This window comes from Streptosporangiales bacterium (assembly GCA_009379955.1).
GTDB lineage: Bacteria > Actinomycetota > Actinomycetes > Streptosporangiales > WHST01 > WHST01.
Map to the genome: position 1 here is coordinate 1 of WHST01000024.1, position 11,886 is coordinate 11,886.

Annotated in this window: 12 protein-coding genes, 1 tRNA gene and 1 pseudogene; 7 read left to right on the forward strand and 7 right to left on the reverse strand. The window is 67.9% G+C overall.

Annotation, left to right across the window (positions count from 1 at the left end; translation table 11 throughout):
• Positions 1 to 204 precede the first annotated feature (204 nt).
• From GEV10_09755 to GEV10_09770, 4 genes are all read left to right on the forward strand, one after another.
• Positions 205 to 277: transfer RNA gene (locus tag GEV10_09755), tRNA-Arg, on the forward strand.
• 282 nt (positions 278 to 559) lie between these two features.
• Positions 560 to 790 carry a hypothetical protein gene (locus GEV10_09760; protein MQA78744.1) on the forward strand — a complete coding sequence of 77 codons (231 nt, stop codon included), beginning with the start codon at positions 560 to 562 and terminating at the stop codon, positions 788 to 790.
• Between the two features lie 206 nt (positions 791 to 996).
• Positions 997 to 2,217: a cation:proton antiporter gene (locus GEV10_09765; protein ID MQA78745.1), complete on the forward strand. Its 1,221-nt coding sequence runs from the start codon at positions 997 to 999 to the stop codon at positions 2,215 to 2,217.
• Positions 2,217 to 2,570 (forward strand): DUF190 domain-containing protein, encoded by a 354-nt coding sequence (locus tag GEV10_09770; protein MQA78746.1) that lies wholly within the window; start codon positions 2,217 to 2,219, stop codon positions 2,568 to 2,570. The genes GEV10_09765 and GEV10_09770 overlap by 1 nt, the downstream gene beginning before the upstream one ends.
• Positions 2,571 to 2,581: 11 nt before the next feature.
• Here the strand turns inward: GEV10_09770 and GEV10_09775 are convergent.
• A pseudogene (locus GEV10_09775) lies at positions 2,582 to 2,793 on the reverse strand (short-chain dehydrogenase/reductase).
• A 146-nt stretch (positions 2,794 to 2,939) separates the two neighbouring features.
• Here GEV10_09775 and GEV10_09780 point away from each other — a divergent pair.
• Positions 2,940 to 3,668 (forward strand): TSUP family transporter, encoded by a 729-nt coding sequence (locus tag GEV10_09780; protein ID MQA78747.1) that lies wholly within the window; start codon positions 2,940 to 2,942, stop codon positions 3,666 to 3,668.
• Here the strand turns inward: GEV10_09780 and GEV10_09785 are convergent.
• A complete protein-coding gene (locus GEV10_09785; GenBank protein ID MQA78748.1) occupies positions 3,665 to 4,225 on the reverse strand; it encodes a chromate resistance protein ChrB in 561 nt (186 codons plus the stop codon). The genes GEV10_09780 and GEV10_09785 overlap by 4 nt on opposite strands.
• Positions 4,226 to 4,261: 36 nt before the next feature.
• On the opposite strand from GEV10_09785, the gene GEV10_09790 reads away from it, so the two are divergent.
• On the forward strand, positions 4,262 to 4,681 hold the full coding sequence (locus tag GEV10_09790; protein ID MQA78749.1) for a DUF1232 domain-containing protein: 420 nt from the start codon (positions 4,262 to 4,264) through the stop codon (positions 4,679 to 4,681).
• A gap of 427 nt (positions 4,682 to 5,108) precedes the next feature.
• The gene (locus GEV10_09795; protein ID MQA78750.1) at positions 5,109 to 6,446 is read left to right on the forward strand and encodes a SidA/IucD/PvdA family monooxygenase; all 1,338 of its coding nucleotides are present in this window, start codon (positions 5,109 to 5,111) and stop codon (positions 6,444 to 6,446) included.
• Between the two features lie 26 nt (positions 6,447 to 6,472).
• Here GEV10_09795 and GEV10_09800 read toward each other — a convergent pair whose 3' ends face one another.
• The 5 genes from GEV10_09800 to GEV10_09820 form a co-directional block, all read right to left on the reverse strand.
• The gene (locus tag GEV10_09800; protein ID MQA78751.1) at positions 6,473 to 7,159 is read right to left on the reverse strand and encodes an aminotransferase; all 687 of its coding nucleotides are present in this window, start codon (positions 7,157 to 7,159) and stop codon (positions 6,473 to 6,475) included.
• Between the two features lie 8 nt (positions 7,160 to 7,167).
• Positions 7,168 to 9,519 (reverse strand): DUF1989 domain-containing protein, encoded by a 2,352-nt coding sequence (locus GEV10_09805; GenBank protein MQA78752.1) that lies wholly within the window; start codon positions 9,517 to 9,519, stop codon positions 7,168 to 7,170.
• 115 nt (positions 9,520 to 9,634) lie between these two features.
• On the reverse strand, positions 9,635 to 9,934 hold the full coding sequence (locus GEV10_09810; GenBank protein ID MQA78753.1) for a hypothetical protein: 300 nt from the start codon (positions 9,932 to 9,934) through the stop codon (positions 9,635 to 9,637).
• Positions 9,931 to 11,013 (reverse strand): hypothetical protein, encoded by a 1,083-nt coding sequence (locus GEV10_09815; protein ID MQA78754.1) that lies wholly within the window; start codon positions 11,011 to 11,013, stop codon positions 9,931 to 9,933. The genes GEV10_09810 and GEV10_09815 overlap by 4 nt, the downstream gene beginning before the upstream one ends.
• A gap of 176 nt (positions 11,014 to 11,189) precedes the next feature.
• Positions 11,190 to 11,813, reverse strand: coding sequence for a helix-turn-helix domain-containing protein (locus GEV10_09820; protein MQA78755.1), 624 nt, complete (start codon positions 11,811 to 11,813; stop codon positions 11,190 to 11,192).
• Positions 11,814 to 11,886: the final 73 nt, after the last annotated feature.

The window sequence follows — 11,886 nt, forward strand, 5'->3', positions numbered from 1 at the left end:
ACTTCGCCCGCCGAGACCAGCCGATCAGTTGCTCCCGCTCGGCACCGGTCAACACCAACTCCGCCTTCGGACGCCCAGTTCTCGGCATGCCACCACCATACCGACTTAACCTACGAATTTCCGGCGGGCGACACTAGCGCGTCACCTCGGCCGGCAGGTAGGACCCAGGGACCGGCCGACGCCGGCCCGGTACGCTTGGCGCGGGCCCTCGTAGCTCAGGGGATAGAGCAACGGTTTCCTAAACCGTGTGTCGCAGGTTCGATTCCTGCCGGGGGCACTACACAAACGGTCCCGGAAGGGCGATTACTGGCCGTAGCTTCCGCGGTTCCGTGCTCGGGCTGCGTCGTGTCGGGAATGGGCTGCGGTTCTGTGAGGGCTCGCCCGCTGATACCGGCGATGGTGTCGATGGTGCCGCCAGTCAAGGTGATGCGGCAGGTCGCGGTGCGGGTGTCTGATCGAGCGGAGGCCGGTCATGTCCGGCGGATCCGATGGCTCGCACACTCCGGTCGTCGGCGTGGCCCGACGGCGTTCTTAACACTCGGCGCGTGCCGTGTTCGGCGTGATCTTCGCGACCGTGATCGTGACAGGCGCGTTCCTGGTACCGGTGGCGCTGATGATCGCCGATCGACTGATCCCCGACGACACGGTGACGGTTGCCCACTGGTGGCACGCCCGCGCGATCGATCGGTGCCTATTCGGCCACCCCGACCTGGTGCAACTCGACGCCGATCTGGAGTTCTGGTACGGCGACCCAACAACCGAACCGTTACCGCCCTCGACCGCTCGCTAGCCCCCGCCACCCTTCCGTCCAGGTTTGGTCTTCGGTGACACGTTCCTCCTCGACCCCGTCCTTTCAGTCACGGTGCTTGACGTGCACCGAGGAAGCGGGTTTGCTCGCAGGTGGCGATGGATCCCGCCCGGGCCTTCTTGGCCCGAACCGCCATCCGCGGCTGATGGTTCCTGGCACTGAGCCATGGAACCCCGCTGGAGGCGAGGATGGGATCGGAGTTGTTCGTTGCCGCGGTACTCGCGGCCGTCGCACTGGTCGCCGCGATGATCTCGGTCAAGGTCGGCCTGTCAGTCGCGGTGATCGAAATCGCCGCGGGCGTGGTGGTCGGCAACGTCGTGCACCTGTCGACGCCGCAATGGCTGGTGTTCCTGGCCAGCTTCGGCAGCGTGGTGTTGACGTTTCTGGCCGGTGCGGAAGTCGACCCCGGCGAGCTGGCGCAAACCTGGCGGGCGAGCCTGTTGATCGGTGGCCTGTCGTTCCTGATCCCCTTCGGCGCGGCGATGCTGACCTGCCGGTACGGCTTCGGCTGGACCTGGCAGGCCGCACAGATCGGTGGGATCGCACTGTCCACCACGTCGTTGGCCGTCGTGTACGCGGTTCTGGTGGAGACCGGGCTGAACGCCACCGGGATCGGCAAGCTGATCATGTCGGCCACGTTCGTCACCGACATGGGCACCGTGATCGCGCTGTCGGTGTTGTTCGTCTCCCCGACCTGGTGGCTGGTCCCGTTCGCCGCGGTCTCGGTGGCGCTGGTGGTCGTGATGCCGCGGCTCGACGAGTGGTTCTTCACCCGCTACGGCAACCGCGTCATCGAACCGGAGATCAAGGGCGCGTTCGCGGCCCTGCTGGTGTTGATGTGGCTCGGGGACCAGGCGCACAGCCATGCGGTTCTGCCGGCGTTCGTCCTCGGGCTCGCGGTGTCGCGCACCCTGGCCCGGCACCGCGCGACCCAACAACGGTTCCGGGTGGTCGCGTTCGCGCTGCTGACCCCGTTCTTCTTCCTCCGCTCCGGGATGAACGTGTCGCTGCCGCTGGTCGTGGTGAACCTCGGCCTGCTCGCCGCGCTGCTCGGGGTCAAGCTCGCGATGAAATCGGTGACCGTGTACCCGCTGGCCCGACATTTCGCCCGCCCGCACGCCGGCTTCACCACCTTGTTGATGAGCACCGGACTGACCTTCGGCACGATCTCCGCGACCTACGGGTACAGCACCGGCCTAATCAACCAAGCACAGTTCTCCGTCCTCGTCACCGTCGTGGTGCTCTCCGCGGTGATACCGACCGCGATCGCCCAGCGATACTTCTCACCACCAAGACCAGCCACTACCTCGACGCCAGCCCACCCCGGCCGCGACACCGCCGACGGACCCGTCCCTGCGCCGGCCCAGCCGCGACCCGACACCGACACCTATCTGGAACGAGAATCCTGATGCGCCACCGCGGCCCGGCCCTGCGAGTCAGCATCTTCATCAACGACACCGACCACTGGCACCACAAACCCCTCTACCACGAGATCGTGCATCGCGCGTACGAGGCCGGCCTCGCCGGCGCGACCGTGATCCGCGGGGTGGAAGGCTACGGCGCCGGCCGGGTGGTCCACACCATGCGAATCCTCAGCTTCGCCGACAACCTGCCCCTGATCGTGATCATCGTCGACGACCCAGACCGCGTCCGCGCCTTCCTCCCCCAGCTCGACGAAATCATCACCGATGGCACCGTGGTCATCGACGAGGTCGAAGCGATCCACTACACCGACCGCCCCGAGGTCAGTGGAACGGCTTAACGAGGACGGCCAGCAAAGCGCGCTAGGGCTCCTCGAGGGCCGAGAGCTGAACGAGGGCGTCGGCGAGCTTCGCGAGGTCACCGCCCCTGCTTGCCGTCCATGCCCTACCAAGCCTCCACCGTCGCGGCCGTGCGCTCGGCGTAGTCCGCGATCGAGGGCTCGGCGTACTGCGTGGACTGCGGGCTCAGGACTCGGTTCGGAAGAACCCAGGCTCGACCAGCATGGTCTTGATGCCAAAGGGTGCGACCTCGGAAGCATGTCCGATAACCAGCGTTCTGTCTGCGCGCGGGGTGGGCTCTCTTCACGTGTCACGTCATGCCCTACCTCGCCGTAGCTGACCCGGCCCGGCCAGCTGGCAGGCTGACTGACATGGTCGCCGAGCTCCCCACCTTGTTCGCTGCCGCGGCGACCGCGTTCGCGCTTGCGGTGTTGTCCGCGGTCGCCGGGTTCGGCGGTGGGGTCCTGCTGCTCCCGGTGTTCACGGCGTTGTTCGGCCTGCGGGTCGCGGTGCCGATGCTGACGCTGACCCAGCTGTTCAGCAACGCTTCTCGGGTCTGGCTTAACCGCGGTGACCTCCGCTGGCGCCTGATCGGCTGGTTCGCGGTCGGTGCCGTGCCGTGCGCGGTTGCCGGCGGTCTCCTGCTCGCCCACGCCCCACTCGCGCCGCTGAAACGACTCCTCGGCGTTTTCCTCATCGCCGTGGTCATCTGGCGCCGCCTCCAGCGCCGACCACGCCGGCCCGCCGACCCGGTGTTCGCCGCGGTCGGCGCCGGCTCCGGCCTTGGCTCCGCGCTGCTCGGCTCGGTCGGCCCGCTGACGGCGCCGTTCTTCCTTGCCGCCGGCCTGACCCGCGCCGCCTACATCGGCACCGAAGCCGCCAGCGCCCTGACCATGCACGTCACCAAGATCGCCGCCTACGGCTCCGGCGACCTCCTCACTCGCATCGTCTTGGTCTACGGCCTCGCGCTCACCCCGGCGACCCTGCTCGGCGCCTGGGTCGGCAAGAAGCTGGTCAACCGGATCAGCGACCGCGTCTTTGTCATCGCCGTCGAGGTGGGCCTTCTCGCCGCCGCCGCCCTCTTCCTCGCCGGGCTCTAACCAGTCGGGCTGGCGGGGGTGCCTTGGGCTGCGTAGACGTGTTCGGCGTACTCGTCGAGTCGGGCGGCGCACTGCTTGAGCTGGTGCTCGGCGTCGCTGGCGGCGGGGGTGCCGAGGATGTCGCGGGCGCGTAGGTCTCGGTACCAGCGGCGGAGCCGGTCGAGGCTGTGTTCTTCCTCGTCGAGTTCGGCGAGGGTGAACTTGCCGATGCGCTCTTCCTTGTCCAACTCGGCGAGGAACTTGGCGCAGTCGGCGCCGAACTCGGCCCACTCCTCGGCCCGCGCCATCCTGTACTGCTCCTCCAGGCGTTCGGCGGCCTGCTCGTCTCGGCCCGTTGCCGCCAGCACGACCAGATCACCACCGGCGGCCGCGGCGTGCTCGTGGGCCCGTGTTAGCAACGGCTCGCCGGCGGGGACGTCGGGGAGCGCCCAGACTCCCTGGGCGAGTGGGATCGCGCCGGCGCGGCGTAGGTCGCGCCACAACGCCATGCGGTGTCGGGCGGGTTCGGCGGGCATCCGACAGATGAGCACCATCCACCGTCGCGGACCGTCGACCATCGCACACCTCCGATGTCACAAGTGTAACGTGGAGATGTGTTCGTTCAGCGTGTGGTGGTGTCGGTCGTCGTGGCCGCGGCGGTATGGGTCGCCAGCTGGGGGCTGCTGGTCCTGCTCGCTCGGCGTCTGCCGCCCGGGCTACTTCGTGACCTGGCCGCGTTCCTGCCCGCCTGCGTCACCGCCGCACGGCGACTGCGCAGCCGACCCGAGGTGCCACGGCGCGCGAAGATCGCACTCGCCGTCGCGGTGGTCTGGGTTCTCTCCCCGATCGACCTGATCCCGGAGTTCCTGCCGGTCATCGGGCCGCTCGACGACGTGGTCGCCGTCGTCTTGCTGCTGCGCTACGCCGCACGCAGCATCCCCCGACCGGTCCTACTCGACGCGTGGCCGGAGGACCCGCGGCTGCTCGAACGCCTCCTCGACGGCCGCCACGGCCCACGCCCCGACACGGTCTGACCGGCTCCACCACGGTGTAGACGAAGATGGCGTCGGTCACCTCGCGGCCGCCACCCGTGAACGGCACCCTCACCGCGCCCCGACACGGTGAGGGTGCCGTTCACGGGTGCGCTGCGAGGGTCGTCGGCGGAGCTTCACCTCACCGACGTGGACTTCACCTCGTCCCGGCACGAGGTGAAGTCCACGTTGATCACGTCAACGTGATCAACGGGGCGCCACACCGCACACGCATGGTGAACGAGAGGAGACGGGCACTCGGGCACGTACCGTGACCTCGGTACGCGGCCTCGCCGTTGCCGGCGCTGCCGTACCCGCCCCTCTGGACACGCTGTCGCGCCTGCAACTAGCATCCACCGGGAGTGGACAGAGTCTCATGTCGATGTAGTTCTGGCCGGTGACGTCGACCCCTCCTCGAGGAGCGTATGACATGACTTCACGTGTCGCTGTCGTCGGCGCAGGACCCAGTGGACTCAGCGCGTTGCACGCGTTCGAGGAGGCGCGCAAGAAGGGCGCCGACGTGCCCGAGCTCGTCTGCTTCGAGAAGCAGAGCGACTGGGCCGGCCTCTGGAACTACACGTGGCGCACCGGACTGGACGAGTTCGGCCAGCCCGTGCACGGAAGCATGTACAGGTACCTGTGGTCCAACGGCCCGAAGGAGTGCCTGGAGTTCGCCGACTACACGTTCGACGAGCACTTCGGCAAGCCGATCCCCTCGTTCCCGCCACGCGAGGTGCTGCACGACTACGTCACGGGCCGGGCGAAGAAGGACAACCTGCAGAAGTTCATCCAGTTCAACACCGAGGTCAAGTGGATCAGCTACGACGAGGACGAGGGCACGTTCGACGTCCTCGTCGAGTCACTGACCGAGGGACAGACCCGCACCGAGCAGTTCGACTACGTCATCGTCGCCACCGGTCACTTCTCCACCCCGAACGTTCCCTCGTACGAGGGGTTCGAGCAGTTCCCCGGCCGGATCATGCACTCGCACGACTTCAGGGACGCGCGGGAGTTCGAGGGCAGGAACCTGCTCGTCGTCGGCAGCAGCTACTCGGCCGAGGACGTCGCGTTGCAGTCGAAGAAGTACGGCGCGAAGTCGGTGACCATCTCGTACCGCTCCGCTCCCATGGGCTTCCCCTGGCCCGAGGGCATCGCCGAGGTGCCGTTGCTGGTGAAGCTCGACGGCAAGACCGCGCACTTCACCGACGGCAGCACCCGTGAGGTCGACGCGATCGTGCTGTGCACGGGCTACCTGCACAACCTGTCGTTCATCGAGGAGAGCCTGCGGCTGCGTACCTCGAACGTGCTCTACACACCCGGCCTCTACAAGGGTGTCTTCTGGCTGGACAACCCGAAGCTGATGTACCTCAGCATGCAGGACCAGTACTACACGTTCACGCTCTTCGACGCCGAGGCCTGGTACTCACGCGACTACGTGCTCGGCAGGATCGAGCTGCCGTCCCGCGCGGAGATGGCCGACGACATCGCGCTGTGGCGTGACCGGCAGGACAAGCTCTCCAGCGCGTTCGAGGAGATCGACTTCCAGGCCGACCACATGGTCGACCTGCTGAAGGACGTCGACTACCCGAAGTTCGACGTCGATCTCACCCGTGCCCACTTCAAGAAGTGGGAGCACGACAAGGAGGAGAGCATCATCGGCTACCGCGACCGCGGCTTCTCCTCGCCGTGCACGTCGAGCGAGGCGCCCGTCCATCACACGCCCTGGTGGACCGAGATGGACGACTCCATGGCCCGCTTCCTTGGGTAGCTGAGTCTTGGCGGCTAGCCGGTGTCCTAGCGGGCACGGCGCGCGAGGGCGCGGTCCAGCACCCGGTCGGTGAGGTCGTACGCGCGCTGCCGCGACTCCGCCTGCCTGGCGACCGTCTCCGCCATCAGCGCGTCGCCGTCGACGCCGACCCTCGCCAGCGAGTCGGTGTAACGGTCGGCCCAGGTCTGCGCGCTCTCCACCGTCGCCTCCGGGTGGAACTGCGTGCCCGCGTGCGGACCGTACGCGAACGCCTGAACGCCCTCGGACGTGCGCGCCACCTCCATGCCTGCGGGCAGGTCGTGGATGACGTCGAGGTGCCACACGAGCCACGGGCCCGGCTCGACCAGCTCAGGCGCCGTGGTGTCGACGGTGAGCCAGCCGATCTCCGGCCGTTCCATCCTGCGCACCCGACCGCCGAGGACGCGGGCGAGCAGCTGGGCGCCGAAGCAGATGCCGAACACGGGTACGTCGGCCTCGACAGCCGTGCTGAGCAGCTGCCACTCGTCGGGCAGGTGCGGCAACGACTCGTCGTACGCGGCATCGTCGGAACCGAGCGGCACGACCAGGTCGAAGTCCCGCGGGTCGGGCAACGAACCGTCCTGTGCGCGCACGACCTCGGCGCGCGCACCGCGCTGCGCCAACCGCTCCCCCACATAGCCGGGCGGACAGTCGTCCTGATGCTGGACGTACAGGACGCGGAGCGCCTCGGCCATGACTCACCTCAGGAACGGGGGCGGGCCTTCTCCGGGTCGTAGAAGGGGAAGCGGACGACCTCGGCGGGGATGCGCTTGCGATGACCGTCCAGCTTCCCGACCTCGACCTCGGTGCCGATGTCCGCGTACTGCACGGCCATCCGGCACAGCGCGATGTTCTTGCGGAGGATCGGCGAACGCGTCGCGCTCGTCACCACGCCGACCTGCGACCTGCCGACGTGCACGCAGTCGCCGTGCTCCGCCGGCTCGTTGCCGGCGAGCTCGAGTCCCACCAGGGTGCGCTGCGGGCTCGCCTTGCGGGACAGCAGCGCGTCCCTGCCGACGAAGTCGTCGTCCTTCGTCTTCAACGGGACCGTGAAGCCGATGCCGGCCTCGAACGGGTCGGTCTGGTCGTCGAAGTCGTAGCCGGCGAACACCAGACCGGACTCGATCCGCAGCATGTCGAGCGCGTCGAGGCCCAGCGGACGGAGACCGTACGACTCCCCCGCCGCCCAGACGGCGTCCCACAGCGCGGGTCCGTCCTTCGGGTGCACCCAGATCTCGTAGCCGAGCTCTCCCGAGTACCCGGTGCGCGACACGAGCAGCGGGATGCCGTTGTGGTCACCGAGCCTGCCGATCGCGAACCTGAACCAGGTGAGGTCGGTGAAGTCCGGTTGCGTGGGAGGCGTCCACACCAGCTCCGTCAGCAGGTCCCTGCTCGACGGCCCCTGGACGGCGAGATTGTGCAGCTGGTCGGTGGAGTGCTTCACCCACACCCGGTCGAGCCCCAGCCGTTCCGCCTGCTCCCGCAGCCACACGCCGTCGTACTCGTCACCGCCGACGAACCTGAAGTTGGTGTCGCCGAGCCGGAACACGGTGCAGTCGTCGATCATCCCGCCGGTGTCGTTGCACATCGCGGAGTACACGACCTGACCGTGCGAGAGCTTACGGATATTGCGTGTCACGCACGCCTGCAGCAACGCCTCCGCGTCCGGGCCGAGCACCTCGAACTTGCGCAGCGGTGACAGGTCCATGACCGCCGCATGCTCCCTGCACGCCCAGTACTCCTCGAGTGCACCGTGGTTGTCGAAGCTCGTCGGCAGCCAGTAGCCGCGGTACTCGGTCAGCTGCCCGGTGCGCTCGGCGATCCGCGTGTGGAACGCGGTCTCCTTGGTCAACGTGGCCTCGGACTCCGGGGTGACCCGATGCGAGATGGCCATGGAGAACTTCCGTTCCGCGTCGTACACCCGGACGTGGATGTCGGTGGGCACCCACGCGTTCGCCGGGTCGATGTCGTCGGGACAGGCGGACGACGCGCAGACCAGATCGGTCATCGCGCGCATCAGCACGTAGTCGCCAGGCCGTGACCAGGGCTCGTCGAAGACCAGCAGGTTCGCGTCGTCGAAGGCAGTGTTGTAGAAGAGGTTCAGCGCCGGCCAGCCCTTACGCGGCGCGATGCGGTAACGGTCGAGCTGCGCGTTGAAGTTGTCGGTGCAGTTGACGTGGCCCGGGTAGCCGAAGTCCTCGTAGTACTTGGCGTTGCAGGCGAGCCCGAACGTGTCGTGCCTGCCGACGGTGTCGCGCACGATCTCGATGAGCGGCTGGGTGTCCTGGTCGTAGAACTTGCCGAACAGGCCCGGCTGCGGGTACGCGTTGCCCATGAAGTACCTGGTCGTGGTCGAGTCGAGACCGCGCTCGACGCCTTCCTGCAACCGGTGGCCGTGGAACGCGAGGAAGTCCGAGCACTGCCGGCCCTCCACGTCGATCACCTGGATGTACTGGCCCTTCTTCACCTCGTAGCTGCTCACCGTCGCGGCGTCGATGCGCATGTCGAGCACCGGGTCGGCCAGTGGCTCAGGCACCATGGCCCCGTGCGAGGGACGTTCCCGCGCCCTGCGCACCTCGAGCATCAGCTCCGACGGCGGGTTGGCGGCCTCCTCGACCACACTCATCACCCGAGCCGGTGCGGCGACGAGCACCCGTACCGGTTCCTGCGCGGTGAACGTCTCGCTGGCCCCCGCCGGCGACCACTCGCCGAACAGCTCGGTCGCGGTCGTCTGCGTCGGGTCCACCTCGGCCGCCGCGAGCACGCCGATGATGTGGTCGCGTCCCCCGCCGGGTTCCGCCGCGGCCAGCGCGCGCAGGGTACACGCGGGAGTGTTGGCGGTGACGCCGAGCGCGGCACCGTCAGCACCGCCGGCGCCGAGCACTGTCAGCTCGGCGGGCTGCCTGCCGGCGCGGTCGATCACGGTCAACCGGTCGCCGCCGTCCAACGCAACGGCCGTCACGCCGCCGGGACGCACCAGGTAGGTCTCCAGGCCCGGCTCCAGCGGGATGAGTCCGGGCAGTCGCAGTCGCGGTGCGGGTGTGACTACGGTCATGGTCCCCCTCAGAGCTTCTTGACGAACGTCCTCGCCTGGTAGAGGGCGAGCGCGGGCAGGCCGACGAACAGGATCACGGCGAGCACGGGCCCGAACGCGTACGCGAAGAAGTCCATCATGATGTGGCCTCCAGTAGTCCCGACTGTCGCATGCGTTCGCGGCCGAAGTCGTTGAGAGCGAACTTGAACAGGAGCCGTTCCTTGCCGAACGACTTCTCCGGGTCGATCGTCGTCTCGATCTCGTCGACGAGCCCACCGGAGAAGAGGTCGGTGAGGGTGAGCCGCACCGTGCCGTACCAGTACTCGCCCGCGAGGCCGTACTCCTCGATCACCGCGGCCGCGATCTCGTGGTCCCAGCTCGGTCCCCGCTTCGCGAGCAGCTGCAGCATGTAACCCTTCATGTGCAGGTCGCTCATGAGGACACCTCCTTCGTGGGGGCAGCCGAGGCGCGTGCGGGCACCGCCCTGATCACCTCGAGCACGTCACGTTTCTCGGTGAACAGGACGAAGCTGCCGATGACCGTGATGACCGCACCGATCGCGAACTGGATGCCCGGCGGCTCCAGCGTGAAGATGAACAGCCAGACCAGCGCGAGCGGGCCGTAGAGCGCCGCGATGGCCTGGCCGCGGCCGACCCCGATGAGCGGGAACGACTTGTACCAGGACACGTAGCAGAACCCGAAGGTGAGTCCGAGTAGGACGAGCAGCAGCAGGACGTTCGGGTTGGTGAGCGACCTGCCGACGGTGGCGAAGAACTCGCCGCCGGCGAGGATGATCGTGATCGGCACGGCGACGATGAGCCACAGCGCGACCTCGGCGGTGAACCGCAACGTCAGGCCGACGTCCGGGTCACTGACGTCGAGCGCGCGTCCCGCGATCGCGCCCTCGAGTCCCCAGCCGACGAACGCGAGCGCGCCACCGACGTAACCGAGCAAGCCGCCGCCACCCGCGCCCGTCAGCTCACCGACGATGCCAGGCGCGAAGATGACGACGCCGCCCGCGACGATGACGATGATGCCGATCGCCGCCTGTTTGGTGATGCGCTCGCTGTACCAGACCTTCGCGACGAGCGCGCCGATGATCGGGTACAGCAGTCCGGCGACAGCGGCGAACGCGGCGCCGACGTAGGCGATGGCGAGGATCGAGCCGAAGATGGCCAGCATGCCGGCGAGGCCCGCGGGTGCGTACCAGCGGGAGATCTTCACCTGCCGCATGGTGCGGACGTAGTCCTTGGTCTTGCCGAGCACACCGATCCACACGAACATCGCGAGGAGGACGGCGATCGCGTTGAGCGACGTGATCACCATCGCCGCGAGCAGGTAGTCACCCGTGGTCTCGGCCAGGTCGACGAACGGGCCCTCCGAGTAGATCGCGGTGCCGGGCACGTACCAGGCGCCCCAGAGCACCGCGCACCAGATCGCCCAGATGAAACCCCAGCGAACCTGGCGGTTGCGGTGGTCGACTCGAAGTCGTTGCGCCTTGGCCTGGTCGGACATCCCACACTCCTCCGGCACCGTGACGCACCACAGCAGCGGCGCCATCTCGATGTCGGCGTCTTCGCACGGAGGTGTCGCCGTCAGTTTCAGTGGATAGATCATGCGACCAGCGGCGGCTTGCTGTAAACCCCTCGAGGAGACTTCGTTGCAGCGAATTCAACGCTGCGCTACCAGCGTCAGCCTCCTGGATGCACCGATTTCACGGCGATGAACTGGATCGGCAGCGTGATCAGCTCGCCGGGCCCGTGCATCACCTCGCCGACGAACTGCATGGAGTCACCGGGTTCGAGGACATACCGCGAGCTGCCGTAGCTGTACTCCATCTTCCCCGAGATCATGAAGATCAGCTCGGTGCCCGCGTGCTGGTACAGCGGGAAGACCTCCGAGCGGTCGGTCAAGGTCACCAGCATCGGCTCGAGGCTGTCGTGCGGCGCGCGCATCGCGCCGAGCATCTGGTACCTGTGCCCCGGGCCCGAGCCCTTGTGGTGGATGTCGAGGCCCTTGCCCGCCTTGACGAAGACCATGTCCTGCTCTTCGGACAACCCGCGGAAGAACGCCGTCACGGGCACGGTGAGCGCCTCGGACAGGCGCACCAGGGTCATCAGGCTCGGCGACGCCTGGGCGTTCTCGATCTTCGACAGCATGCTCTTGGAGACGCCGCTCTCGTCGGCGAGCCGGCCGACCGTCCAGCCCCTGTCCTGGCGGAAGTCGCGCACGCGCTCCGCGATGACGGCACCGAGCGCCTCGCCGATACCACCGGCCACGACGAGCTCGTCGCCCGTCGTCTCGTCCTCAGTCATGGGGACGCGCCCCCTTCTCGGTCACCGGTGGAGTATGGCAACCCGGGCGGGACGCATCGTGAACCCCGTGTGC